Source organism: Ensifer sp. EB106-03-01-XG145 (assembly GCF_058792075.1).
This window is the reverse complement of record NZ_JBYTEC010000010.1, coordinates 126,875-152,110: the sequence shown is the minus strand read 5'-3', so window position 1 is coordinate 152,110 and position 25,236 is coordinate 126,875. Positions and strand designations below refer to the sequence as shown.

The following is a 25,236-nucleotide window of genomic DNA, read 5'->3' as shown; positions in this document are numbered from 1 at the left end:
GCGGGAATCGGGAATGGAGGCGGCTTACTCGGCCGCCGTGGCCGTCGTGTTGCCCATATCCGGTCCGTTCGCATCCCCCGGCGCGGTTTCGCTGCCAAGGTCCGGAAAGGCGACGATGCGCTTGCCGGAGAAGTCCGCATGGATGACGATCAGCCCATGCTCCTCGAAATATCCAAGCAGTCGGCGCGCACGGCGCGCGGAATGCGTGCCGTAGGCGCGCGCGATCATCGCGTCTGAAGGACACGGCAGGCGGCGGACAGCGGCCTGCGCCATCATCAGGAACACGGCTTGCAGATCCTCGGTCACACGATCGGCAAGCAGCAAGGCCTGCGCCCAGGTCTCGGTCGCCGCCGTCTCGGCGTCGACACCGGAACGGGCAACCGCCATCTTGCGGCGGAAGGCACTGAGGGAAAGTGCTGCACCTGACGGCAGGCGGCGAATGCGGCAACGCACCAGGAAGTCCTGGAACAGTTCTGCATCGGGACGGAAGGCCGCCTCCGGATTGGTGAGGATTTCCGCGAAGACGCTGTCGAGCAGGCTTTCTTTCTCGTCAGCGGTCATCTCCGGCTGAACCGGCCTCGCCTCGATTGGCGCTGCTGCTTCCGGCCGCGGGCGTGATAGTTCGGCGAGGATATCCGTTGTCGGGCGCGGCGGCGCGACCGCGCGGCGCATGATCGGCCGGGTCAACTCGTCCGGGTCCGGCGTGAAGATCAAATCCTCGACGTCCTGCGGCGCCTCCGGCAGCGGCATGAGCTTCGGGCTCGTCGAACGGGCCGATGTCTCGACCGTGCCGATCGTCACCTTCAGCGGTCTGCGCGACAGCGCCGGGCCGAGTGCGACGAAGGAGCCGCGCTTCAGGTCACGGAACATTTCCGCCGTGCGCCGGTCCATGCCGAGCAGATCGGCCGCACGCAGCATGTCGATGTCGAGGAAGGTACGACCCATCAGGAAGTTGGAGGCTTCGGCCGCCACGTTCTTGGCAAGTTTCGCCAGACGCTGCGTGGCAATCACGCCGGCAAGTCCGCGCTTGCGGCCGCGGCACATCAGGTTGGTCATGGCGCCGAGCGAAATCTTGCGCACCTCTTCGGTGACGTCGCCGGCAACGGACGGCGCAAACATCTGTGCTTCGTCGACCACGACGAGCACCGGATACCAGAACTCGCGGTCGGCATCGAACATGGCGTTGAGGAACACGCCGGCATTGCGCATCTGCTGCTCGATATCGAGCCCTTCGAGCGAGAGCACGCAAGAAACGCGATGCTGGCGAATGCGGTTGGCGATGCCAATCAGCTCCGCATCGGTCCGCTCGCCCTCGACGACGACATGGCCGAACTTGTCGGCGAGCGTGACGAAGTCGCCTTCGGGATCGATGATGCATTGCTGCACCCAGGGGGCGGATTGCTCCAGCAGCCGGCGCAACAGGTGCGACTTGCCCGAGCCGGAATTGCCCTGCACCAGCAGACGGGTGGCCAGAAGCTCCTCGATATCGAGCGAGGCCGATGTCCCTTCGGACGTCGCTCCCATGTCGATGCCGACCTTCATTTCCACCTCTTGCTGAATTGATTCGCGCTCGGGCGCAGACCGCCGAGCCGGCGACACCTAGCACGCTTTTGCCGGAATGCGTGCCTCCGACGCAGAAAACCCACAGGGAATACATGCCGGAAAGTCACCCGGAAAGCACCGGCTGCACAATCCGCTCGCCGCAAGATAAAGTTGAGATTGGCTGATGGTCATACTTTTGCGAGCAAAGACGAATGCCCATATCGGTTATGGTCGAAGCGTTTTGCCAGGGGCAGTGATGGAACACTACGAAACAGAACAGCAAATGGAGATGTACAATCTCGATCAGCGCATGCGCGACGCTTACAAGGATGGGCAACGCATCACGTCAAGAGATGAAGCTGCATGCATCAGCCGTACGCACTTCCGGACCGCCTGCGTGCTGGCTGCCTTGATCGGAATTTCGCTGGCGATCTTCTTCTAGCCGATCGTCTCAGTCCGTCCCACCCGGTGTTCGACGGTCGCGTCCGGGGTTACCGTCAGGCCGAATCCCTGCATCAGCCGCCGCGTCGCAAAATCTGGCTTGCCGGAGGTAAAAATTGCCGGATCCTGGCCATTCAGCGGGTCGAAGCCGTTCGGCAGCGGCACGAGCGAACGCGCCCGCCGGGCAATCGCTTCGGCCGGATCCAGCCAGTCGACCGGCCATGGCGCGAGCTTTCGGAAGACATTGGCCATGAAGGGATAGTGCGTGCAGGCCAGCACGACGATATCGGTCTTCCTGCCGTCCATCTCGACGAAACACGGGGCGATTTCGGCGAGGACCGTCTCATCATCCAGCTTCTCGCCACGAATATAGGCCTCCGCCATCCTGGCGAGGTTCTCCGAGCCGACGAGGCGCACGTGACACTGGCTGGCGAAAGACTGGATGAGATCACGCGTATAGGCGCGCTTGACGGTGCCCGGCGTCGCCAGAACAGACACAAGACCGGAGCGCGTGCGCTCGGCCGCCGGCTTGATGGCCGGGACCGTGCCTACGAAGGTCATCTGAGGATAGGCCGCGCGCAGATCCGCGCCGACAAGCGTGAACGCGGTGTTGCAGGCGATCACGCAGATTTCCGGATCATGCTCGGAAAGCAGCCGGCCGAAGAGTTCGATCACCCGCGCCTTCAGCGCCGCCTCTTCCCAGCCGCCGTAGGGAAAGCCGGCATCGTCGGCCACATAGATGAAATGCCGCTCGGGCATCAGCACCCTCGCCTCGCGCAGCACGGTCAAGCCGCCGATGCCGCTGTCGAAGACGAGAATGGGTTTCAGTTCACTCGCTGTCACCTTTGTCTCGCGCTTTCCTGTTGTGCTCGCCCCTGCTGTGATCACCCGGAGCGCCGGAGCCCCGCGGGTTTTCCCGCGTGAACCGGTCGAGCGAAGAAATGACGCCGCGCAGCACCTGGATTTCGGATTCGGTAAAGGATGGTCTGGTCAGAACAGCGCGCAGGTTTTCGACCAATTTCGGCTTTTTGTCGGCGGAGCGGAAATAGTTGCGCGCGTCGAGCGCTTCCTCGACATGCTCGAAGAGCCCCTGCAGATGTTCCTTGGTTGCCGGCCGCTGCTCGATCGCCTGGAAGGAGGTCTGGTCCTCCGATTCCATGCCGGTCTTCAGCCACTCATAGGACATGAGCAGCACCGCCTGAGCGAGATTGAGCGACGCGAAGGCCGGGTTGACCGGAAAGGTCACGATTTCGTCGGCAAGCGCCACTTCCTCGTTGGTAAGCCCGGTGCGCTCGCGCCCGAACAGGATCCCGGTCTTCTCGCCGCCCTGGAAGCGCTGGCGCAGCGTGCGCGCTGCGACAATCGGAGAGCGGACCGGCTTGTAGCCGTCGCGGTCGCGAGCGGTCGTCGCATAGACGAAGTTGAGGTCGGCAATAGCCTCTTCGACCGAACCATAGAGCTTGGCGCTGTCGATGACGTGGTCGGCGCGGCTCGCAGCCGAGCGCGCCTTTTCGCTCGGCCAGCCGTCGCGCGGATTGACGAGCCGAAGCTCTGCCAGACCGAAATTCGCCATCGCTCGCGCAACCATGCCGATGTTTTCGCCGAGCTGCGGATAGGCGAGAATGATCGCCGGTCCTTCCACCAGAAGTTCGCGCTCGCTGTTCGTACCTGCCATTTTCCCGTGCCTTCGCCTGTCGTTCGGCGCTTCCCTTGCACAAATACCGCGGAAATTAAAGTCCACTACAAATGAAGCCGGTTGAGAGAGACGCCGATCATCTCGAGACCAAGCTCCGCATCGTCCTTCGAGATCGGCAGGTGCCGATCGACCGGCGCACCGATCCGGCCGACCTCGTAGAAATAGGCGGACGCCTTGTCGCGCACCGACCGAACGAGTTCGAGATTGGCGTCGATGTCCTCTTTGAAATCGGTGCCCTCCAGCTCCGCATCCGTGCCGACGCGTCGCGCGAAGACCCGTGCCCAGTAGGTGCAGGCCATGAAGATTGCCAGCGCCTGGCGCACATGGCCGGGGCGCGTCACCAGCTGCCACGGAAGCCCGAGCGGTTTTGCCGCCGCCGCGAGCTCGCGATAGGCCCGGTCGAGCGCCTGAGAGCGGGCAACGAGAACCATGCCGGAAGTGCCGTCCCGCGCAGCCTGCAACAGGCCGATCAGTTCGTCGCACCAGGTCGCGACAGCTGCATCGAGCGTGGTGCGGGTGCGCGTCGGAAAAACGACGAAGGCGACGGCCGCACCGGCGATCGAGCCGATCATGGTTTCCTCGAGACGAAGCTGCAGGAGGTGCGGCGTCAGCACGCCCATGAGGCTGTAGACCAGCGACAGCACGACGGAAATGAAGAAGGTCATCGTCGCGTAGGAAACGGCGAGGAAATAAAAGGCAAGAAAGACGCAGAGGGCGCAGAGCGGCAGCACGAGATAGATATTGCCGCCAACCAGCGTGCCGACGACGATGCCGACCACGATGCCGAAGAGGGTGCCTGCCGAGCGCTGCAGCGCTTTGACGGCCGTGTCGCCACGCGAACGTGTGTTGGTGAAGACCAGAAACGCCGCGAGCACCGCCCAGAACCAGCGTTCGCGTGACAGCATCAGCCCGAAGACCATGGCGATGCCGGAAGCGAGCGTGATCTGGATCGCTGCCTTCAGCGCCGGGTCGGCAAGCGATGGCTTCCAGCGGCTTGGTCCGCCACTCATGTGTGCCTGCGGCTCTTCGATGTCGGCCGGCGTCAGCTTTGCAAGGCTGCGGGCAAGCCTCTGCCTGACATTGCGAAGCCAGAGCAGCGCCTTCACGGTTTCCGCGCGCCGTGGTGCAGCATCGCCGAGCCGTGCGATCTCCTCGTCGATCCGCTCGCCGTCACGCGCCAGCATCGCCTCCACCAGCGCCGGCGGCGGCATCGACTGGAAGCTCACCACAATCACGCTTTCGGCCGCGAGATGCAGGTCGAAAAGATTGACGACGACATCGGCCGAGGCGAGGCCCGGCTCCGGTTCCGGCCGCTGGTTCTCGGTCGGAATGAAGCTTTCGGCCATCAGCACCGCTTCCTTCAATCGCTCCTCCGCCGTGTGCAGCCGACGCCGATCGACCTCGGAAAGAACCGGCTTACGGGCAATCTCCGCCAGTTGCAGCAGCATCTGGTCGACGCGGCGCTGCACGCTGGCGGTCGCCCGCAACAGGTCCTGGTAGCGATCATCCGGCAGCAGGCGTGTGCGAACGAGATGCGCGACCGTGGCGGAGACCGCCGCGCCGAAGAACAGCGCCGGCAGCTGATCGAGCGTCGGTCGCAGATAAGCGCCGGTGAAATAGGACATGAACGCGAACATGCCGACGGCAAAGCCGCGCGGCCCGAAGGACCGGCCATAGACGGCGAGAAAGATGATCAGCAGGAAAACGACATCAGATGCGTAGCGATGAGTCTCGAGAACCGATGCAAGCCCGACCATGCAAACACCGACGGCGACGGCGACGATGCGGGTCAGGCGCTGGCCTGCCACCGTCGTGTCGCGAACGGCGAGACCGCCTTCGATCGACAGCGACGCAGCGAGGCCGAAGGCGGCCGGCGGCAGCGGCGCCACGAGATAGTGAAACGCCATCAGGAGCAGAATGGAAACGACGATCGTCGCGGTGATGCGGGAGGCCTGCCGCAGGCGGGAGAAGGCCGGATCGTTGGCAAGAAGCCAATCGCGCATACGGGAACGAAATGCCATCGGATGCCTTTGTCTGTCTGCGTTCGCCTCACGTGCGCGTCGCTTCGCGGGGGTTCTTCCTGCATAGCGGCAGGCGCGATCTTTGCAAGGCCGGCGCGCTGAGAGCCCAGCCGGAAAGGCGTGCCGAAGCCTTGTGCGAGGCCAGTCGCAACCTCCATCCAAAGTTTCAACCAAGCACGCTTTGCCTTGCCGGTTCTGAGTGCTATAGGGCACAGGATTTTTCAGAGAGGAAGGGACATCGCTCCCGCTGTCCCGCATAAGCTACGAGGCATATTCATGGCAAAGATCAAGGTCGCCAATCCGGTCGTCGAGCTCGACGGCGACGAGATGACCCGCATCATCTGGCAGTTCATCAAGGACAAGCTGATCCATCCCTACCTCGACATCGATCTGGAATATTACGACCTCAGCGTCGAAAACCGCGATGCCACCGAAGACCAGGTGACGGTCGACGCGGCCAACGCGATCAAGAAGCACGGCGTCGGCGTCAAGTGCGCCACGATCACGCCGGATGAAGCCCGCGTCGAGGAATTCAAGCTGAAGAAGATGTGGAAGTCGCCGAACGGCACGATCCGCAACATCCTCGGCGGCGTTATCTTCCGCGAGCCGATCATCTGCAAGAACGTTCCGCGCCTGGTTCCGGGCTGGACCAAGCCGATCATCGTCGGCCGTCATGCCTTCGGCGACCAGTACCGCGCCACCGACTTCAAGTTCCCGGGCAAGGGCAAGCTGACGATGAAGTTCGTCGGCGAAGACGGCAAGGAAATCGAATACGACGTCTTCGACGCACCGTCGGCCGGTGTTGCCATGGGCATGTACAACCTCGACGATTCGATCACCGAATTCGCGCGTGCTTCGTTCAACTACGGCATCCAGCGCAAGGTTCCGGTCTACCTCTCGACCAAGAACACCATCCTCAAGGTCTATGACGGCCGCTTCAAGGACATCTTCCAGAAGGTCTTCGAGGAAGAATTCGCCGAGAAGTTCAAGGAACTGAAGATCTGGTACGAACACCGCCTGATCGACGACATGGTCGCCTCCGCTCTGAAGTGGTCCGGCGGTTACGTCTGGGCGTGCAAGAACTACGACGGCGACGTGCAGTCGGACATCGTGGCCCAGGGCTTCGGCTCGCTCGGCCTGATGACCTCGGTTCTGATGACGCCGGATGGCAAGACGGTCGAAGCCGAAGCTGCCCACGGCACGGTTACCCGCCACTACCGCCAGCACCAGAAGGGCGAGGAAACCTCGACCAACTCGATCGCCTCGATCTTCGCCTGGACCCGTGGCCTTGCGCACCGCGCCAAGCTCGACGGCAATGCCGAACTCGCGAAGTTCGCCGACACGCTTGAGAAGGTTTGCGTCGACACCGTCGAATCCGGCTTCATGACCAAGGACCTGGCGCTGCTCATCGGTCCCGATCAGCCGTGGCTCTCGACCACCGGCTTCCTCGACAAGATCGACGAGAACCTGCAGAAGGCCATGGCTGCCTGATAGGGCGCCAGACACTTCGAAAAACACGGAACCCGGCCATGCGCCGGGTTTCTTTTTTACCAGCACCGTCGCTCAGCTGATCTCCGCGGCGGCAAGCCCTTACGGGAACGACCGATGATCTCATTCAGACCGATGCTTGATAGCGAATACCCGGCCTATCTCGACTATTTCATTCCGGACTACGCCATTGAAATTTCGGCCAACTACGGCTTTTCCGACGCTGACGCGCTGGTGCAGGCAAGACGTGAAATCGCACAAGATCTGCCGCAGGGCGTGAAGACGCCGGGCAACGTGCTGCTCTGTGTGATCAATGAGACCGATTCCAGCCTCATAGGCTACCTCTGGTATAGACCAGACCTCGCCGGCCATTCGGTCTTCATCAGCGATTTCCACATCCTTGCCAGCCAGCAGGGGCAAGGTTTCGCCAAGCAGGCCCTCAATGCGCTCGAAACCGAGCTTTCAGCGAAAGGCTTTAAGCAGATAAAGCTGCGTGTCGCGGAGAACAATCGACGTGCCAAACACGTCTACGATGTCGCAGGTTTTCGCGTTACCGGCATCAATATGAGCAAGTTGATCAAGCCTTGCGGGCCGTGAGGGGCGAAAGCCGACGGCTCGATAGCATGCGATTGCTGGCCACGGATGTACCGGCACTGCAAAATGGCGGACGAGGAGAGGTCGGCTCAGCCGGCCCTTCTTGTTTGTGTGGCCGGATGTCTGCGCTTGGATCGGCAGGTGCCATCAGGAAAAGGCAGACAAGGCTTGAAACCTTGTCGGCCGTTCAGAGGTGTTCCACTTCGCCGATCGCAACCGACCACCGACGTCTTGCAAGCCTCACTTCAGCGGCAGGTAGATCTCGCTCAAAAGCTCCGTCGGCGCCACTTCGCGGGGATTGTTGAGATACTTCTCGAACATCAGGCTGTCGCGGATTTCACGATCTGACTGTGGCAGCCAGGTGCCGTAGAGCCATTGGTAAGCGTTCGGCATATCCGCATAGGGACCCTTGTGGCGCAGCACGGCGTAGCGGCCGCCGTCGAGGTGCTGCGGTGTCAGCGGCGTCTCCACCGGCATCTGTTCGCGAACGCTGACGCAGGCGAAGGAGCGCAGCTTGTCGGTCGGAACCAGTTCGGGGTCGTCGAGGTAGATGCCGATCATCTCCATGTCCGGCCGGAACAGCTGGCGCGAGAACAAGGTTCCGTAGAGCGTCTCGAACGCCCGCCCGATCTCCATGTAGGAGCCGCTATGGGCGACGCCGACGAGGTCGAAGGCCTCGACCTCCTTGAGGGTGACTTCATACATATCAGGGATTCCTTCCGTTGACGCGGTTTCAAAGGCGACATGGCTGCCCTCCTTCCGGTAGCGCGCCGGCGGCAGCCCGTAAGCTCCCTTGAAGGTGCGGTTGAAGGATTGGAGATTGGGGTAGCCAGAGCGCTGCGCGATCGCTTCGACAGGAAGATCGGACTGGGCGAGATCGGCCGAGGCCCGCTGCAGTCGCAGCCGCTTCACGGTTGCGGCCAGCGTCTCGCCATGGACCGCACGATAGATGCGGTGCCAGTGGTGCGGCGATAGACAGGCGATCTCGGAGAGACGATCGAGGTCGAGATCGCCGTCGAGATGGCCATAAATGTAGTCGCTGACCCTGTGCAGGCGCCGTTCATAGGTCGCCCACGCTACCCGATCGTCCATGTCTACCCTTTCGCGCTTTGCTCACGGATCGGTAGACCATAGATCAATTTGACAAATCCTGCGGACTTCTCCGGCGTACCGCCACAATTTTGCAAGCGCCGCGACTCAAGCTAGCTCTATTATCATTGCCGTCTTGCAGGCTCCGCCCGGGATCCACCGGACGGAACTCTTCTGGCCGAAGGCCCAGCCGATGACCGATACTCTTGTTCCGAAGATCGTAAGCGTTTTCACTGAAGGATATGACGGCGCCCGCCTGCGCGCCGACGCGATCGCCGGCCTCACTGTCGCAATCGTTGCCTTGCCCCTGTCGATGGCGATCGCCATCGCATCGGGCGTCACGCCTGATCGCGGCCTCTATACCGCCATTGTCGGCGGCTTTCTTGTCTCCTTCCTCGGCGGCAGCCGCTCCCAGATCGGCGGTCCGGCTGGCGCCTTCATCGTGCTGGTCGCTGCCACGGTCAATCGCCACGGCGTCGACGGTCTCCTGCTGGCGACGATGATGGCCGGGGTGATGCTGATTGCTGCCGGCTATTTGCGGCTCGGCAAATACATCAAGTTCATTCCCTATCCCGTCACCGTTGGCTTTACCGCCGGCATCGCGGTGATCATCTTCGCAAGCCAGCTGCGCGATCTTCTCGGGATCACGCTTGAGGGCAATGAGCCCGGCCCCTTCCTCGACAAGATCACCGCCCTCGCTGCCGCGATCGACACGATCAACCCGCCGACCGTGGCAACCGCAGCACTGACGATTGCTGTTATCTTCGTCCTACGCAAGCTGAGGCCGCATTGGCCGGGCATGCTGATCGCGATCGCCGTCGCATCTGTCGCCGTCGCCCTGTTACACCTGCCGACCGAAACGATCGGCACCCGCTTTGGCGGCATCCCCGGCGGCCTGCCGAGGCCGGCGCTGCCGCCGTTATCCTTCGACCGGGTCGCTGCGGTCTTCCCGGATGCAGTTTCGTTCGCGCTGCTCGGAGCCATCGAATCCCTGCTTTCCGCCGTCGTCGCTGACGGCATGACCGGCCGGCGTCATCGCTCCAGCGTCGAACTGATCGGCCAGGGCATTGCCAACATCGGTTCGGCACTCTTCGGCGGCATCTGCGTCACCGGCACCATCGCACGCACGGCGACGAATGTGCGGGCCGGCGGCACCAGTCCGGTGTCGGGCATGCTGCACGCGGCTTTCCTTCTCGCTTTCATGCTGGTGGCTGCTCCACTTGCAAGCTATATCCCGCTTGCAGCCCTTGCCGGCATGCTTGCGGTCGTCGCCTGGAACATGGTCGAGAAGCCGGCCTTCATGGCGTTGTTGCGATCATCAGGCGGCGATGCCGTGGTGCTGCTCGCCACCTTTGCCATCGTCGTCTTTCGCGATCTGACCGAAGGTATCGTCGTCGGCTTCGCGCTTGGAGCCGTTCTCTTCATCGACCGTATGGCCAAGAGCATCGCCATCGGCAAAGCGAAGCGCCCAGGATCCAGCGCGGAAGAAAATGGCGCCGAGGAACATCCCGTTGCCGCCGACGACCCGGATACGGTGATCTATCACATTTCCGGCGTCTTCTTCTTCGGCTCCGCGGCAACTGTTGGCTCGGTGCTGGACCGGATTGCCGACCAGCGCCGCAACTTCATTCTTGATTGCAGCGACGTGCCTTTCATGGATTCAACCGCGGCTAACGTGATCGAAGGCACCGTCCGAAAGGCCGAACGGACCGGCGTGCGCTTCATCGTTACCGGCGCCTCGCACCAAGTCCGGCGCATGCTGGCGAGCCACGACGTGCACGAGCCACGTGTCGCAACGTTTGCGTCCATCGAACTTGCGCTCGACAACATCCGCGGTGCGACGAAAGAATAGAGAATTCAGAGCGATGCCGACGTTTTCTAACAATTTGAGGACATCGAACAAAAAAGGGCGCCGAAGTGGCGCCCTTCTAGTTTCTGTCTTTGACGGTTACCCGGCCAGTGCAACGGCCACGGCCTCGATGGCTTCGGCCGCCTTCTCACCATCCGGACCACCGGCCTGGGCCATGTCAGGACGTCCGCCGCCACCCTTGCCGCCGAGCGCGGCTGATGCGACGCGAACGAGGTCGACGGCGCTGAGCTTCGAGGTCAGATCGTCGGTGACGGCCACGACCGCACTCGCCTTGCCATCGCCGGACACGCCGACGAAAGCGACGACGCCAGAGCCGAGGCTCTTCTTGCCGTCATCGGCAAGGCTCTTCAGATCCTTGGGCTCGACGCCCGAGACGACCTTGCCGAGGAAACGAACGCCAGCGATGTCGCGGGCTGCGTCGGCGGAACCCGCCTCGCCGCCACCGCCGAGCGCCAGCTTCTTCTTGGCTTCGGTCAGTTCGCGTTCCAGCTTGCGGCGTTCGTCGAGCAGCGCCTCGACGCGGCCGAGCACGTCGCCCGGCTGAACCTTCAGCGTGTTGGCGAGTGTCTTCACGCGCTCGTCCTGCTCGTTGAGATAGGCGCGTGCGGCTTCGCCGGTCAGCGCCTCGATGCGGCGAACGCCGGCGCCGACTGCGCTTTCCGAAACGACACGGACGAGACCGATGTCACCGGTGGCCGACACGTGGGTACCGCCGCAAAGCTCGACGGAATAGGCGCGGTTGGCCTTGGAACCGTGAATGCCGCGGCCCATCGAGACGACGCGCACTTCGTCGCCATACTTCTCGCCAAAGAGTGCCATCGCGCCTTCGGCGATCGCATCGTCGACGCTCATCAGGCGCGTGGTCACCGGCGTGTTCTGCACGATGATCTCGTTGGCCATTTCCTCCACGATCTTCAGCTCTTCCGCCGTCATCGGCTTCGGATGCGAAACGTCGAAGCGCAGGCGTTCCGGGGCTACCAGCGAGCCCTTCTGGGCGACATGGGTGCCGAGCACTTCGCGCAGCGCCTCATGCAGCAGGTGGGTTGCCGAGTGGTTGGCGCGCAGGCGCGAGCGGCGCGCATGGTCGACGTCGAGCTGCGCGGCGTCGCCGGTCTTCACCGTACCTTCAGCAACGGTCGCGAAATGAACGAAGAGCCCCTCGCCGCGCTTCTGCGTGTCGGTCACGACAAGCTTGCCGGTTTCGGTGGTGATCGTGCCGGTGTCGCCCATCTGGCCGCCCGATTCGCCGTAGAACGGCGTCTGGTTGAGCACCACCTGGACCGTGTCGCCCTTGGCTGCCGAAGCGACGACGGCGCCGTCGCGCACGATCGCCTGGATCACGCCTTCGGCGGTCTCGGTGTCATAGCCGAGGAAGTCGGTGGCGCCGTGCTTTTCCTTGAGCTCGAACCAGATCGTCTCGGTCGCCGCTTCGCCCGAGCCGGCCCAGTTGGCGCGGGCTTCGGCCTTCTGGCGCTCCATGGCGACAGAGAAGGCGTCGGTATCGACGGTGATGCCCTTGGCGCGCAGGGCGTCCTGGGTCAGGTCGAGCGGGAAGCCGTAGGTGTCGTAGAGCTTGAAGGCGGTTTCGCCGTTGAACTGGTCGCCTTCCGAGAGATCGGCAGATGCGTCCGAAAGCAAGTTCAGACCGCGCTCCAGCGTCTTGCGGAAGCGGGTTTCCTCAAGCTTCAGCGTCTCGGAGATCAGCGCTTCTGCGCGCATCAGTTCCGGATAGGCGCGGCCCATCTGGCCGACCAGCGCCGGCAAGAGCTTCCACATCAACGGATCCCGGGCACCGAGCAATTGCGCGTGGCGCATGGCGCGGCGCATGATGCGGCGCAGCACGTAACCGCGGCCCTCGTTCGACGGCAGCACGCCGTCGGCAATCAGGAAAGCGGACGAACGCAGATGGTCGGCAATGACACGATGGCTGGCGCGCTGGTCGCCCTCGGCCTTGACGCCGGTTGCTTCCTCGGAAGCTGCGATCAGGGCGCGGAAAAGGTCGATGTCGTAGTTGTCGTGCTGGCCCTGCAGCACCGCTGCCAGGCGCTCGAGGCCCATGCCGGTGTCGATCGACGGACGCGGCAGGTTGACCCGCTCTTCCTTGGTGATCTGCTCGTACTGCATGAAGACGAGGTTCCAGATCTCGATGAAACGGTCACCGTCCTCGTCGGCCGAGCCGGGCGGTCCACCCCAGATATGGTCGCCATGGTCGTAGAAGATTTCCGAGCATGGGCCGCAGGGCCCGGTATCGCCCATGGCCCAGAAGTTGTCGCTCGTCGGAATGCGGATGATGCGGTCGTCGGAGAAGCCGGCGATCTTCTTCCAGAGATCGAAGGCTTCGTCGTCGGTGTGGTAGACCGTGACCAGCAGGCGCTTGGCGTCGAGGCCGTATTCCCTAGTGATCAGGTTCCAGGCAAGCTCGATGGCTTTCTCCTTGAAGTAATCGCCAAAGGAGAAGTTGCCGAGCATTTCGAAGAAGGTGTGATGGCGCGCGGTGTAGCCGACATTGTCGAGGTCGTTGTGCTTGCCGCCGGCGCGCACGCATTTCTGCGCGGTCACGGCCGTCGAATAGGGACGCTGTTCCAGGCCGGTGAAGACGTTCTTGAACTGCACCATGCCGGCATTGGTGAACATCAATGTCGGGTCGTTGCGCGGCACCAACGGGCTCGACGACACGACCTCATGACCGTTCCTGCGGAAATAGTCGAGAAAGGTCGACCGGATTTCATTCACGCCGCTCATCTTGCGTCCTATTCTAAAGCACCGATTCCGGCCCGGATCCGGCATCTGCCGCGCCACTAAGCCATTGTCCTTAAACCCCGTGGCCATCCATGATGGCCACGCCCTCCAACGCCCTCGGTCGCCGGAACCAAAGGCTTTTATCGTTCACGTATCATACTGTCCAGACGGCAGCAAAAAACCGGCCGTCATAGGACGACCGGTTCTCCGGAAGCTTCAGTTCCTGGTGTTTCACGCCTCGGCGGCGTCGTCGCTGCCGTCGTCGGGTTCCGGGCCGCCGTTTTCGAGGAACCGGTCGGCGATCAGGCCGGCGTTCTGGCGCAGCGCCGTCTCGATCTCACGCGCCAGGTCCGGGTTGTCGCGCAGGAACGTCTTGGCGTTCTCGCGGCCCTGGCCGAGGCGCTGGCTGTTATAGGAGAACCAGGCACCGGATTTCTCGACGATGCCGGCCTTGACGCCGAGATCGACGAGTTCGCCGGTCTTGGAAACGCCTTCGCCATACATGATGTCGAACTCGACCTGCTTGAAGGGCGGCGCCATCTTGTTCTTGACGACCTTGACACGGGTCTGGTTGCCGACGACCTCTTCGCGCTCCTTGACCGAACCGATGCGGCGGATGTCGAGGCGGACCGAGGCGTAGAACTTCAGCGCGTTGCCGCCGGTGGTGGTTTCCGGCGAACCGAACATGACGCCGATCTTCATGCGGATCTGGTTGATGAAGATGACCATGCAGTTCGACTTGGAGATCGACGCGGTCAGCTTGCGCAGCGCCTGGCTCATCAGGCGTGCCTGCATGCCCGGCAGGCTGTCGCCCATTTCGCCTTCGATTTCGGCGCGCGGCACAAGCGCTGCGACGGAGTCGACGACGAGAACGTCGATCGCACCGGAGCGCACCAGCGTGTCGGTGATCTCAAGCGCCTGCTCGCCGGTGTCCGGCTGCGAGATCAGGAGGTTTTCGAGATCGACACCGAGCTTGCGCGCATAGATCGGATCGAGCGCGTGTTCGGCGTCGACGAAGGCGCAGATGCCGCCCTTCTTCTGTGCTTCGGCGATCGTCTGCAGCGCCAGCGTCGTCTTACCCGAGCTTTCCGGGCCGTAAATTTCAACGATGCGGCCCTTCGGCAGGCCGCCGATGCCGAGCGCGATGTCGAGGCTGAGAGAACCCGTCGAGACGGTTTCGATCTCGATGATGCTGTCCTTCCCACCGAGCTTCATGATCGATCCCTTGCCGAACGACCGTTCGATCTGGGAAAGTGCCGCTTCAAGTGCCTTGCTTTTATCCACCGATTTGTCCTCTACGAGCCGCAAAGAGTTTTGTGCCATTTGGTCCACCTTTAGGTTATTGAAGCTACCGAGGCAATGAAGCCGCCGCAGGAGTTTTTGTACATGTTTTGTTCCGTATTTGCAAGAGCAGGACAATATATTGAAAAACAATGATTATCTTGGTTTCGTTCTTTTCATGTTCACGGGATTGAAACCATAGGTTCTCAAATGCGCGCAGTACGTCTTCAAACCTGCCCCTCAGGGCTTGGCCGATTCGCCTGAGACGAAGAGATCGGGCGCATGGGTCCTTGGAATTTGGACCTCGGCCATTGCAGAAAGCCAACAGATATTTCGGCCGATGGGCCAAGCAGAGGAACATTCATGACGGAAGCTGAAATCGCCGTCTTCGGCGGAGCGCATATCGACAGGCGCGGCCGCATATCGGGGACGACCACACCGGGTTCCAGCAATCCCGGCACCTGGTTCGAAGAGGCTGGCGGTGGCGGCTTCAACGCGGCCCGCAACCTTGCGCGCCTTGGCCATGGCGTGCGCATGATCAGCACTCGCGGCGGCGATGCCGCCGGCGAGATGGTGACGGCGGCGGCGGCCGCAGCAGGGGTCATCGACAGCCCCCTCACCTTTCTCGATCGCCAGACGCCGAGCTACACCGCGATCCTTGAAAACGACGGCAATCTGGTGATCGCGCTCGCCGACATGGAACTCTACCGGCTGTTCTCGCCGCGACAATTGCAACGCCGGGCGCTCCGCGATGTCGTCGCCACGAGCAGGCTCGTGCTGACGGACGCCAACCTGCCGGAGGAAACGATCGCCGCGCTGGTCCAGTCGGCCGCGGGCAACGGGCGCCTCGTCGCCGGCATTGCCGTTTCGCCCGCCAAGGTCATCCGCTACCGGCCGTGCCTCCCCCATCTCTCCTTCCTGTTCATGAATGAATCCGAGGCACGGGCGCTGACCGGCAAGGACGCGGCCGAGGCGGAAGCATGGCCGGCGCTTTTGAGAAGCGCGGGCCTCAATGGCGGCGTGGTCACACGCGGCGGCCGCGCGGTCGTCGCCTTCGATGGCGACAGCATCTGCGTTGCCGTTCCGCCGGCGCTCCCGGCACTGGCCGACGTGACCGGCGCCGGTGATGCGCTTGCCTCCGGCTTCCTCTCCGCGCGCCTCGCCGGCTGCAATCTGACCGAGTGCCTGCGGCACGGCATCGCAGCCGCCGGAATCACATTGCGCTCTCCCTTGGCCGCATCCGAAGAGATGTCCGCGGCCAATCTCGAACAGGCGCTGGCTCTTGTGCCCACGCCCCAAATGCTGTCATGACAATTGCCAGCAGAACTCCCAAGGAAAGACCATGACCAAACCCGCTTCTCCCTCCCTGCCGATGGCATATTCCGACGAGGTCGCAGCCGCCAAGGCGCGTGGCGCGCCGATCGTGGCGCTGGAATCGACCATCATCACCCATGGCATGCCCTATCCCGGCAATCTGAACATGGCCCGCAGCGTCGAAGCGATCATCCGCGAACAGGGTGCCGTGCCGGCAACGATCGCCGTCATCCATGGCGTGCTGCATATCGGCCTTGATGACGCCAAGCTCGAGGAGTTGGCGAAGACGGAAGGTGCGATGAAGGTCTCGCGCGCCGACCTCGCCTTCGCGATCGCCGAGCGCCGCACGGGCGCAACCACCGTCGCCGCGACGATGATTGCGGCTGCCCGCGCCGGCATCCGCGTCTTTGCGACCGGCGGCATCGGTGGCGTGCACCGCGGCGCCGAACTCAGCTTCGACGTCTCCGCCGACCTCGACGAACTTGCCCGCACCGGCGTCATCGTCGTCTGCGCCGGCGCCAAGGCGATCCTCGACATTCCGAAGACGCTCGAAGTGCTCGAAACCCGCGGTGTCCCCGTCGTCACCTATGACAGCGAAGTCTTCCCGGCCTTCTGGTCGCGCGACAGCGGCCTCAAGAGCCCGCTGATGCTGAACAGCCCGGCGGCGATCGCCAACTTCCAGAACATGCGCGAACTGCTCGGCGTCGACGGCGGCATGCTGGTAGCCAATCCGGTGCCGGAGGAAAGCGAAATCCCGCGCGAAGAGATGGAAATCTACATCGCCCGCGCGCTCGACAATGCCGAGAGCGATGAGATCACCGGCAAGGCCGTCACGCCTTACCTGCTCGACAATCTCTTCCACATGACCGAAGGCCGCAGCCTCGAGACCAACATCGCGCTGGTCGAGAACAATGCGCGCCTTGCCGGCGAGATCGCGGTCGCGCTCAACGCCAAGTAATTCCGATAGGATACCAGACGAAAAAGCCCGGCACGCAAGCGCCGGGCTTTTTCATGTCCGGCTTCCACCGGCTGATGATTTCAGTGTCAGACCGCTGATCTAGGAGTCGAGCATTTCGCGCACGGAGACTGCGAGCTGCTTCAGCGAGAACGGCTTCGGCAGGAAGCCGAATTTCGCATCCGCCGGCAGGTTGCGGGCAAAGGCGTCTTCGGCATAGCCGGAAACGAAGATGAACTTCAGGTCTGGATACTTCTTCCGCAGTTCGGTCAGCAGCGTCGGTCCGTCCATCTCGGGCATCACCACGTCAGAGACGACGATATCCACCGCGCCATCGAGCTCTTCCATGATATCGAGCGCTTCGACGCCGGAGCCCGCCTCGTAGACTGTGTAGCCGCGCGTTTCCAGCATGCGCTTGCCGCCGCGGCGTACCGCCTCCTCGTCCTCGACAAGCAGGACGACGGCCGAATCCCCGGTGAGATCGGCCGGCTCCTCGGTCTTTGCCGCCGGTGCTGCAATTGTCTGCGCTACCCGCGCCGGAGCCGCCTCCGCCGTTTCTGTCGCCGCCGGGTTGGTCTCTTCGACCGCTACCGGCACCTCGATGTGGCGCGGCAGCAGGATGCGGAAGGTCGTACCCTTGCCGACTTCCGATTCCGGATAGATGTAACCGCCCGACTGCTTGATGATGCCATAGACCATCGACAGGCCGAGACCAGTGCCCTTGCCGACTTCCTTGGTGGTGAAGAACGGCTCGAAAATCTTGTCGAGGATCTCAGGCGGGATGCCGGTCCCCTGGTCGGCGACCTCGACCATCACGAAATCGTCGTCCGGCAACTCGCGTCGTCCGAAGGCGGCAACCTCGGCGGCAGGCAGGTTGCGCGTCCGAAGGGTGATCGTGCCGCCCTCCGGCATTGCGTCGCGGGCATTGACCGCCAGGTTCAGCAGCACCTGTTCGAACTGGCCGAGATCGGTCTTGACCGGCCAAAGATCGCGGCCATAGTCCACCTCGACCTTGACGTTGGTTCCGGTCATGCGGTCGACCAGCATGCGCAGGTCGCCGATCACATCCGTCATATTGAGCACCGTCGGCCGCATCGTCTGCTTGCGCGAGAAGGCGAGCAATTGGCGCACAAGCACTGCAGCGCGGTTGGCGTTGCGCTTGATCTCCATGAGATCGGCAAAGCTCGGATCTGCCGTACGGGCCGACAGGAGCAGGTGGTCGGACGACAGCAGGATCGCCGTCAGTACGTTGTTGAAGTCGTGCGCGATGCCGCCGGCGAGCGTGCCCACAGCGTTCATCTTCTGGGTCTGCGCCATCTGGTTCTCGAGCGCCTTCTGCTCGGTGATTTCAAGCGCATGGATGATTGCCGCTTCCTCTGGCGACTGATCGCTCTGGTCGATTACGGCGTTGATATAGAAGCGGAAGTGGCGCTCACCATCCTTCGGGTGCAGCGCATCGATCGGCGCGATGTCACCCTGCCGGTCCTTGGCTGCCGCCAGCGCCTCGTGCAGACGGCCCTTTTCGGTTTCGTGCACCACGGCTTCGATCAGCGCTCCGCGCTCGACCTCGTCCTGCGAGACGAGGCCGGAGAAGAGCTTCAGGAACGGCGCGTTGGTGCGCAGAATCCGGCCATTGCCATCGACGGAGGCGATCGCCATCGGCGTATTGTTGAAGAAGCGGGTAAAGCGCATTGCCGCGCTCGACGCCGATTGCTCGTTGTCCTCGCCGCCTTCGCGCGACATGACGATGGTGCGGCTTTCGCCGGGTGCCCCGTCGCGCGTCGAGGAGACCCGGTGGATCATGCGCACCGGCAGGCTCTGGCCGTTCAGCTTGCGCAGATCGAGGTCGAGCATCTTGGTTTTCTTCAGGCCAGGCTCCGCCTGCACGGCCTGAACCAGCGTCAGCCCCTCGCCGGCCACCAGGTCGCCGATGCTGATCGACCCCGGCTGGAACTTGGTCAGGTCGATGCCGAGCCAATCGGCGAGCGTGGCATTGATGTAGAAGATCTCGCCCTTGCGCCCGGCAGAGAAGAAGCCGGCCGGCGCGTGGTCGAGATAGTCGATCGCGTTCTGCAGTTCCTTGAAGAAGCGCTCCTGGTCGTCGCGCTCCGCCGTAATGTCGGCAATCTGCCAGAGATAAAGCGGATTGCGCTCGCTGTCTTCGAGCGGCAGCACCCGCGCCTTCAGCCGGAACCAATGGGCGCCGGAGCCGCTGGAGGTGCTGGTCGCGAGCGGCTTCAGCAGGCGGAATTCCTCATGCCCCTGCTTGCCCTCGTGTAGACCGTTCGTCAGCCGATAGATCGCTTCCGTCGCCTCGCGATTGCGCGACAGGATGGTTTCCAGCGACTGGATGCCGGCGGCGCTCTTGGCACCCGTCAGCGCGCCATAGGCGGCGTTGGCGTAGATGATCCGGCCCTTGCGGTCGGTGACGATCGTGCCGTCCTCATGGGCATCGAGAAAGGCGCGCGCCAGTTCGTCCGGGCGCGACTGCGGCATGACCTCGATGAAGCCGATGACGGAGGAGACGAGGAAGAAGATGCCGACCATGGCAAGAACGCCGAGGATGCCGAGAACGATCTCGTTTTCCATCTCGTTCTTGAAGATCACGAAGGCGATGGCTGACACGGTGAGGACGATCGCGAGCAGAACGATCCGCAGCACGGTGCCTGGCCTGACGCCACGGTCAACAACCGGCATCTGGTAGTCGCCTGACTGCCGCAATTTCGTCATCGGATCCTCTTATGCGGCCGGCACCGCGCGCGCGGGCCGGCACTTCCGGCCGGTATCCGCGTAATCCACCGGGCGAAATCGGTCATTCCCGATACGCCCTCGATCATTCGGACAAGAATCATCTTTAACAATCAGAGATAACAGCAAAAAGCACCTCTGCGGAAGCATTGCAGCCAATTCACAGGGAATGTCGGCGAAGTCCTTGTCCGGGCCCGAAAAAAGCCGTCAAATACTGGCACTCGAAAGGCAGAAGGAGTTCAGCCTATGATGGAAACGATCATCGCAGACAATGGCAGCCGGTTCGTCATCGCCGCCGCAGCCGTCGCGATCGGACTTCTCTGCCTCGTGGCCGTGCTCTGGATCATGCGCAATCGCCCCTCCTCGCCCTTCATTCGCGGCGGCAAGAACCGCCAGCCGCGCCTTGCCGTGCTCGATGCCGCTGCCGTCGACACCCGTCGCCGCCTGGTGCTCGTGCGCCGCGATGATGTCGAACATCTGATCATGATCGGCGGCCCGACGGATATCGTCATCGAGAGCCGGATCGGTGCGCCCGAGGAGCGCGCGGCCGTCGCGGAGCGCAAGATTGAGGAACCGCTGGCAGTGGACAGCCGGCCGGCAACGCGAGAGCTTCCGCAACAAGCCGCACCTTCGCTTGAAGCTGAAACCGTCGCCGCCGTAACGCCGGTCCGCCCCGTTGCCCAACCGGAGGAACAACCGGTCACCCGTATCGAGCCGGCCGCGCCGCCGCGCGTTGTCGTGGAGCAGCGCCCGGTCGCCGCACCCGTCCTTGCGGCCGAACAACGTCCGCCTGTCCGTCCGTCCGTGCAGCAGGCTCCGGAAATCCCGGCTGTCACGGCCGCTTCGGCGCCCCAGTCGAACTTCGAAATCGCCATAAACAGGTCCGCACCGGCGGTCCAGCAAGTCCAGGCGCAGCCAATCCCCGTACAACCCGTGCAGTTGCAGCGCCCGGCCCCCACCATCCAGCAGCCCCAGCCGACGCCGGCCACTGCCCTCACGGATTTCGAGCGCCTGCTCGATGCGGAGATCAGCGGCGACCTGCAGCGTCTTGGCCCGGCCACAGTACCGAACCCAGTCACCGTTGCCTCCACGAACATGGTGGCACCGGAGAGCCGCTCCCTGGCGCCATCCGGCCGTCAGGAGCCGACGCTTGGCGCCCCCGGCGCCGAAGGCGGCCGCAAGGAGCCGACCATCGAAGAAGAAATGAACCGTATGCTGGCCGATATCTCGGCCGGCCGGAAGCCATAGCTTCCCCTCGCGGGTGACGCCGCTGGGCATCGCGAAGCGGTCCACCCTTGGTAAGCAATCGGTCCAAAAGAAAAAGGCGCGGTTTGAGCCGCGCCTTTTTTCAGACAGTTCCGATAGTCGGATATCTTATTCGTCCCGGTAGACCTTTTCCCGACGCTCGTGACGCTCTTGCGCCTCGATCGACAGGGTTGCGATTGGCCGTGCGTCCAGCCGCTTCAGGCCGATTGGCTCACCGGTCTCTTCGCAGTAGCCGTAGGTGCCTTCATCGAGCCGTTGCAGCGCCGCGTCGATCTTGGAGATCAGCTTGCGCTGACGGTCCCGGGCTCTGAGCTCAATTGCCCGATCCGTTTCGGAAGAAGCCCTGTCTGCGAGATCGGGATGATTGGCGCTCTCCTCTGCCAAGTGATCCAGTGTCTCGCGTGCCTCACGAAGGATGTCATTTTTCCAAGCATTCAACTTGGCCCGGAAATACGCCCGGTGGTTGGCATTCATGAATTCATCGTCCTCGGATAGGACGAAGGTACTAAGATCGATCTTCTCACTCAACGCGATTCTCCTGAAGAACATCTCATTGCGGCGCTGTATAGACCTATGGAAGCCTTGATTCAAGCCTCGGAACAGGCACTCAACCGTATTTTAATATTGCTCGCGATTCAGGCTAACTGACGAATATTTCATCAAAATTACACATTGGAACTTGAATTCCTGCTTGTACGTACCGCTGCGTCCGGCCGTCCTCGCTGAAAAGTGACACTGATGTGTTTGCGTCATTGGATCGCCTGATCGCGACCGCGGCAAAGCGCAGCAGCTTGCCGATCCCCGGAAAAAAGCAGCCGGCAGCTTGATCTTTGCGGCTCCCGAGGGAAAAGGTGGAGGTCTGCCGGGCGACGCGCAAGCTGTGCCCGGACAACACCATTCGACCCTGCCGCCACAAGCGACAGGCAGCCACCGGAAACCGCTCGATGCAAGACAGCGCCCCCAAGGCCCTTCGCCTTTACCTTCTGCGGCACGCACGCTCCGGTTGGGCGTTGCCCGGGCAACGCGACTTCGACCGGGCGCTGGACGAGGTCGGTTATGTCGATGCGGAACGGCTCGCGCAGACGGCTGCCGACCGCGGCATCCGCCCCGAGCGCATCCTCTGTTCCACCGCCGTGCGCTGCCGCGAAACCGCCGAACCGTTCTTTCGCACCGTCAGTGAAAGTCTCGATATCCGTTACATCGATGCACTCTATTCGGGACCGGCAACGGTCTACTTCGATCTCATCGACGCCCATCGGCATCTGAATTCGCTGATGCTGGTCGGGCACAACCCGATGATCGAGCAATTGCTTCACCGGCTGATCGGAGACGACGCAGCGCGTGAGGCGTTTGCCTACGGTTATCCGCCGGGGGGGCTTTCGATCCTCGACCTGCCCGTCGTCGCGCCGAAAGATGGCGCAGCGGTCGCGACATTGGTCTCGATCCTGCTGCCCAACCAATAGAAGAATTGCCGGATCCTCGTTGCGACCGGGGAAATATTGCCTATATCGCGGTGGCTGCCTGCGTGCGACAGTTCTGCCGGACGACGCCAGCAGACGCCCCACGGAACTACGCCGCAAGAAAGAGCAAGATTTGGCGCCCAACCTGACCAGCTTCAAAGACGACGCCCTGATTGCGCTCGACAATCTGACCGACCGAGCCTCCGGCCTCGTCAATCCCTCCATCCGCCTCGGTGTCACCGGTCTGTCGCGCTCCGGCAAGACGGTTTTCATCTCGTCGCTGGTGCACAATCTCCTGAACGGCGGACGCCTGCCGGTGTTCGAGCCCGTGCGTTCCGGGCGGGTCTCGAAGGTCAGGCTTCAACCGCAGCCGGACGATGCCGTACCGCGCTTCCAATACGAGGACCACATCGCTGCCCTGGTGCGCGATCGCATCTGGCCGGATTCGACCCGCGCCATTTCGCAACTGCGCATCACGATCGACTATGAGAGTGCCAGCGGCTGGAACCGGCTGTTCTCTCCCGGCCGCCTGTCGCTCGATATCGTCGATTACCCCGGTGAGTGGTTGCTCGATCTGCCCCTGCTGGCACAGGATTTCCGCGCGTTCAGCAACAACGCCGTGGCACGCGCCCATGCCGCCAGCCGGAGCACCTTTTCGGCGGAGTGGCTGACGCTGGCCGCTTCGGCCGGACCGACGGCCGTTGCCGACGAGGCGAGCGCCCGCAGGCTTGCCGAAAGTTTCACGGGCTATCTGAGGGCCTGCAAGGCGGACGAACGCTCTCCTTCGACCCTCCCGCCTGGCCGCTTCCTGATGCCGGGCGATCTCGAGGGGTCGCCGGCACTCACCTTCTCGCCGCTTCCCGATCTCCCGGATGGCCGCGCACCGAAAGGTTCGCTCTGGGCGATGATGGAGCGGCGCTACGAGGCCTACAAGAAGCATGTGGTGAGCCCGTTCTTTCGCGAACACTTCGCACGGCTCGACCGCCAGATCGTGCTGGTCGATGCGCTCCAGGCGATCAACAATGGCCCCGAAGCGCTGCTCGATCTCGAGCAGGCGCTTGCCGACGTGCTCGCCTGCTTCCGCCCGGGAACCAACAGCTGGCTCTCCTCCTTCCTGACACGCCGGATCGACAAGGTGCTGATCGCCGCGACGAAGGCGGATCATCTGCATCACGAAAGCCACGACCGGTTGGAGCGCATCTCCGCGCGCCTGGTCGATCGCGCCGCGCAGAGCATCGGCATGAGCGGCGCCGGCCTCGAGGTCATGGCGCTTGCATCCGTCAGGGCGACCCGCGAAGCGACCGTCAACCACGACGGCCATGCGCTGCCGGTGATCGTCGGCACCCCGATCGCCGGCGAGGAGATCAACGGCGAAATCTTTGACGGCGAGAAGAAAACCGCAATATTTCCCGGTGACTTGCCGGAAGATCCTGAAGTGCTCTTCAAGGCGATCGAGATGCAGTCGGGCGGAACGACCTTCGTCGAAAGCGCCCACCCTCTGCCAGAGCTCAGCTTCGTCCGCTTCCGCCCGCCGCATCTCGAGGAAACCGGCGGCGGCTTAAAACTGTCGGTACCGCATATCCGTCTCGACCGAGCCATGCAATTTCTGTTCGGAGACCGGCTCGCATGAGTGACGATAGTAACGGCCGCAGCCGCCGACCCGGCGCCTTTTCGGTTGGAGAGGAGAAGCCTGTCCAGGCCGCCCCACAGTCGCGCGTCCCGCGTTCGCCCGCGAGCTTCGATGACAATGTGGTGCTGACGCCGGATGCGGAAGATCCGTTCCGCGAGACCACGCTGGCGGTCGAGGCGCTCGCGTTGCCGGAAGCAAGCCCGCGCAAGCGTCGCCTGTCGGTCGGCAAGATCGCGATCGGCGCGCTCGGCATCATCCTGTCGCTTGCCGCCGGGCTGTGGGTCGACCGCCTGCTGCGCGATCTCTTCACTCGCGCCGATTGGCTCGGTTACTCCGCCCTTGCCGTCGTCGCGATCGGACTGCTGGCGCTGCTGATCGTCGTTGCCCGCGAGCTCTCCGGGATGATGCAGCTTACCGCCATCCAGAAGCTGAAATCGGAAACGGAGGCTGCAGCGACCTCGGGCAACACCAAGCGCGCGCGGTCGGCGCAGACGAAGCTCGTCCATCTGCTGGCCAGCAACCCACGAACGGCACGCGGCCGCACGCGGCTGAAGGAAACCGAGGGCGAGATCATCGATGGGCCGCATCTGATCGAACTCACCGAACGCGAACTCCTGAGCCCGCTCGACCGCGAGGCCCGCCGCCTCATTCTTGCCGCCTCGAAGCGCGTATCGATCGTCACAGCCGTCAGCCCGCGTGCCTTGGTCGACCTCGGTTATGTGCTCTATGAATCCGCCCGCCTGATCCGCTCCATGGCCGAACTCTACGGCGGCCGCCCCGGCACGCTCGGTCTGCTGAGGCTGATGCGCGACGTCATCGCCCATCTTGCCGTTACCGGCTCGATCGCCGCCGGTGACAGCCTCATCCAGCAGGTGCTTGGTCACGGCCTCGCCTCGAAGCTCTCGGCGCGTCTTGGCGAAGGCGTGATCAACGGCCTGATGACAGCGCGTATCGGCATCGCGGCGATGGACCTCTGCCGTCCTATGCCGTTCCGCGCGTTGAAACGCCCTGGTATCGGCGATTTTCTGGCCGACTTAAGTCCGGGTGCCGGGCGCGCCGGCAGCGAAGGCGGCGAGAAATAGGGCATGTTCGGTTGGCACTG

General features: G+C 63.1%; 19 protein-coding genes. 10 read left to right on the top strand and 9 right to left on the bottom strand.

All coding sequences use genetic code 11. The annotated features are described in order from the left end of the window. Positions 1-24: 24 nt before the first annotated feature. Positions 25-1,542, bottom strand: coding sequence for a helicase HerA domain-containing protein (locus AC3WWH_RS22610; RefSeq protein ID WP_058324118.1), 1,518 nt, complete (start codon positions 1,540-1,542; stop codon positions 25-27). A gap of 184 nt (positions 1,543-1,726) precedes the next feature. On the opposite strand from AC3WWH_RS22610, the gene AC3WWH_RS22605 reads away from it, so the two are divergent. Beyond that, positions 1,727-1,984 (top strand): hypothetical protein, encoded by a 258-nt coding sequence (locus AC3WWH_RS22605; protein WP_162752542.1) that lies wholly within the window; start codon positions 1,727-1,729, stop codon positions 1,982-1,984. Here AC3WWH_RS22605 and murI read toward each other — a convergent pair. The 3 genes from murI to AC3WWH_RS22590 all read right to left on the bottom strand — a co-directional run bounded on the left by murI (position 1,981) and on the right by AC3WWH_RS22590 (position 5,700). After that, the gene (gene murI, locus AC3WWH_RS22600; RefSeq protein WP_058324117.1) at positions 1,981-2,826 is read right to left on the bottom strand and encodes a glutamate racemase; all 846 of its coding nucleotides are present in this window, start codon (positions 2,824-2,826) and stop codon (positions 1,981-1,983) included. The genes AC3WWH_RS22605 and murI overlap by 4 nt on opposite strands. Further along, positions 2,813-3,658, bottom strand: a complete 846-nt coding sequence (locus tag AC3WWH_RS22595) for an RNA methyltransferase (RefSeq protein WP_057248928.1) — start codon at positions 3,656-3,658, stop codon at positions 2,813-2,815. The genes murI and AC3WWH_RS22595 overlap by 14 nt, the downstream gene beginning before the upstream one ends. A gap of 65 nt (positions 3,659-3,723) precedes the next feature. Then, on the bottom strand, positions 3,724-5,700 hold the full coding sequence (locus AC3WWH_RS22590) for an FUSC family protein (protein WP_058324116.1): 1,977 nt from the start codon (positions 5,698-5,700) through the stop codon (positions 3,724-3,726). A 276-nt stretch (positions 5,701-5,976) separates the two neighbouring features. Between AC3WWH_RS22590 and AC3WWH_RS22585 the strand changes: the two genes are divergently transcribed. Further along, complete coding sequence (locus AC3WWH_RS22585; RefSeq protein ID WP_058324115.1) at positions 5,977-7,191, top strand: NADP-dependent isocitrate dehydrogenase; 1,215 nt, start codon at positions 5,977-5,979, stop codon at positions 7,189-7,191. Between the two features lie 132 nt (positions 7,192-7,323). Continuing rightward, positions 7,324-7,785 carry a GNAT family N-acetyltransferase gene (locus AC3WWH_RS22580; RefSeq protein WP_197417423.1) on the top strand — a complete coding sequence of 154 codons (462 nt, stop codon included), beginning with the start codon at positions 7,324-7,326 and terminating at the stop codon, positions 7,783-7,785. Between the two features lie 237 nt (positions 7,786-8,022). Here AC3WWH_RS22580 and AC3WWH_RS22575 read toward each other — a convergent pair whose 3' ends face one another. Beyond that, the gene (locus AC3WWH_RS22575; RefSeq protein WP_058324114.1) at positions 8,023-8,874 is read right to left on the bottom strand and encodes an AraC family transcriptional regulator; all 852 of its coding nucleotides are present in this window, start codon (positions 8,872-8,874) and stop codon (positions 8,023-8,025) included. Between the two features lie 190 nt (positions 8,875-9,064). On the opposite strand from AC3WWH_RS22575, the gene AC3WWH_RS22570 reads away from it, so the two are divergent. Next, on the top strand, positions 9,065-10,723 hold the full coding sequence (locus tag AC3WWH_RS22570; RefSeq protein ID WP_058324113.1) for a SulP family inorganic anion transporter: 1,659 nt from the start codon (positions 9,065-9,067) through the stop codon (positions 10,721-10,723). A 96-nt stretch (positions 10,724-10,819) separates the two neighbouring features. Here AC3WWH_RS22570 and alaS read toward each other — a convergent pair whose 3' ends face one another. Together alaS and recA are read right to left on the bottom strand one after the other, a co-directional pair. Continuing rightward, a complete protein-coding gene (alaS, locus tag AC3WWH_RS22565) occupies positions 10,820-13,483 on the bottom strand; it encodes an alanine--tRNA ligase (protein WP_058324112.1) in 2,664 nt (887 codons plus the stop codon). Positions 13,484-13,711: 228 nt separating this feature from the next. Then, positions 13,712-14,803, bottom strand: coding sequence for a recombinase RecA (recA, locus tag AC3WWH_RS22560; RefSeq protein ID WP_057248921.1), 1,092 nt, complete (start codon positions 14,801-14,803; stop codon positions 13,712-13,714). Between the two features lie 321 nt (positions 14,804-15,124). Between recA and AC3WWH_RS22555 the strand changes: the two genes are divergently transcribed. Together AC3WWH_RS22555 and AC3WWH_RS22550 are read left to right on the top strand one after the other, a co-directional pair. Then, positions 15,125-16,072: a carbohydrate kinase family protein gene (locus tag AC3WWH_RS22555; RefSeq protein ID WP_058324111.1), complete on the top strand. Its 948-nt coding sequence runs from the start codon at positions 15,125-15,127 to the stop codon at positions 16,070-16,072. Positions 16,073-16,103: 31 nt separating this feature from the next. After that, positions 16,104-17,033, top strand: coding sequence for a pseudouridine-5'-phosphate glycosidase (locus AC3WWH_RS22550; RefSeq protein ID WP_058324110.1), 930 nt, complete (start codon positions 16,104-16,106; stop codon positions 17,031-17,033). Positions 17,034-17,132: 99 nt separating this feature from the next. Here the strand turns inward: AC3WWH_RS22550 and cckA are convergent, their stop codons facing one another. After that, positions 17,133-19,760 (bottom strand): cell cycle histidine kinase CckA, encoded by a 2,628-nt coding sequence (gene cckA, locus AC3WWH_RS22545; protein WP_113398895.1) that lies wholly within the window; start codon positions 19,758-19,760, stop codon positions 17,133-17,135. Between the two features lie 264 nt (positions 19,761-20,024). Between cckA and AC3WWH_RS22540 the strand changes: the two genes are divergently transcribed. Then, entirely contained in the window at positions 20,025-21,026 is a 1,002-nt protein-coding gene (locus tag AC3WWH_RS22540) for a flagellar biosynthetic protein FliO (protein ID WP_058324109.1), read from the top strand. A 126-nt stretch (positions 21,027-21,152) separates the two neighbouring features. Here the strand turns inward: AC3WWH_RS22540 and dksA are convergent, their stop codons facing one another. After that, the gene (gene dksA / locus AC3WWH_RS22535; RefSeq protein WP_034794589.1) at positions 21,153-21,572 is read right to left on the bottom strand and encodes an RNA polymerase-binding protein DksA; all 420 of its coding nucleotides are present in this window, start codon (positions 21,570-21,572) and stop codon (positions 21,153-21,155) included. Positions 21,573-21,988: 416 nt separating this feature from the next. Between dksA and AC3WWH_RS22530 the strand changes: the two genes are divergently transcribed. From AC3WWH_RS22530 to AC3WWH_RS22520, 3 genes are all read left to right on the top strand, one after another. After that, positions 21,989-22,507, top strand: coding sequence for a SixA phosphatase family protein (locus tag AC3WWH_RS22530; protein WP_058324107.1), 519 nt, complete (start codon positions 21,989-21,991; stop codon positions 22,505-22,507). A gap of 130 nt (positions 22,508-22,637) precedes the next feature. Beyond that, the gene (locus AC3WWH_RS22525; protein ID WP_058324106.1) at positions 22,638-24,134 is read left to right on the top strand and encodes a YcjX family GTP-binding protein; all 1,497 of its coding nucleotides are present in this window, start codon (positions 22,638-22,640) and stop codon (positions 24,132-24,134) included. After that, the gene (locus AC3WWH_RS22520; protein WP_058324105.1) at positions 24,131-25,216 is read left to right on the top strand and encodes a YcjF family protein; all 1,086 of its coding nucleotides are present in this window, start codon (positions 24,131-24,133) and stop codon (positions 25,214-25,216) included. The genes AC3WWH_RS22525 and AC3WWH_RS22520 overlap by 4 nt, the downstream gene beginning before the upstream one ends. Positions 25,217-25,236 lie beyond the last annotated feature (20 nt).

Coding starts and splice junctions, on each gene's coding strand:
- AC3WWH_RS22580 (WP_197417423.1), top strand. CDS start 7,324: ATGCTTGATAGCGAATACCCGGCCTATCTCGACTATTTCATTCCGGAC.
- recA (WP_057248921.1), bottom strand. CDS start 14,803: ATGGCACAAAACTCTTTGCGGCTCGTAGAGGACAAATCGGTGGATAAA.
- AC3WWH_RS22605 (WP_162752542.1), top strand. CDS start 1,727: ATGGTCATACTTTTGCGAGCAAAGACGAATGCCCATATCGGTTATGGT.
- AC3WWH_RS22590 (WP_058324116.1), bottom strand. CDS start 5,700: ATGGCATTTCGTTCCCGTATGCGCGATTGGCTTCTTGCCAACGATCCG.
- AC3WWH_RS22595 (WP_057248928.1), bottom strand. CDS start 3,658: ATGGCAGGTACGAACAGCGAGCGCGAACTTCTGGTGGAAGGACCGGCG.
- AC3WWH_RS22585 (WP_058324115.1), top strand. CDS start 5,977: ATGGCAAAGATCAAGGTCGCCAATCCGGTCGTCGAGCTCGACGGCGAC.
- AC3WWH_RS22520 (WP_058324105.1), top strand. CDS start 24,131: ATGAGTGACGATAGTAACGGCCGCAGCCGCCGACCCGGCGCCTTTTCG.
- cckA (WP_113398895.1), bottom strand. CDS start 19,760: ATGACGAAATTGCGGCAGTCAGGCGACTACCAGATGCCGGTTGTTGAC.
- AC3WWH_RS22610 (WP_058324118.1), bottom strand. CDS start 1,542: ATGAAGGTCGGCATCGACATGGGAGCGACGTCCGAAGGGACATCGGCC.
- AC3WWH_RS22540 (WP_058324109.1), top strand. CDS start 20,025: ATGATGGAAACGATCATCGCAGACAATGGCAGCCGGTTCGTCATCGCC.
- AC3WWH_RS22550 (WP_058324110.1), top strand. CDS start 16,104: ATGACCAAACCCGCTTCTCCCTCCCTGCCGATGGCATATTCCGACGAG.
- AC3WWH_RS22555 (WP_058324111.1), top strand. CDS start 15,125: ATGACGGAAGCTGAAATCGCCGTCTTCGGCGGAGCGCATATCGACAGG.
- AC3WWH_RS22530 (WP_058324107.1), top strand. CDS start 21,989: ATGCAAGACAGCGCCCCCAAGGCCCTTCGCCTTTACCTTCTGCGGCAC.
- alaS (WP_058324112.1), bottom strand. CDS start 13,483: ATGAGCGGCGTGAATGAAATCCGGTCGACCTTTCTCGACTATTTCCGC.
- AC3WWH_RS22570 (WP_058324113.1), top strand. CDS start 9,065: ATGACCGATACTCTTGTTCCGAAGATCGTAAGCGTTTTCACTGAAGGA.
- AC3WWH_RS22575 (WP_058324114.1), bottom strand. CDS start 8,874: ATGGACGATCGGGTAGCGTGGGCGACCTATGAACGGCGCCTGCACAGG.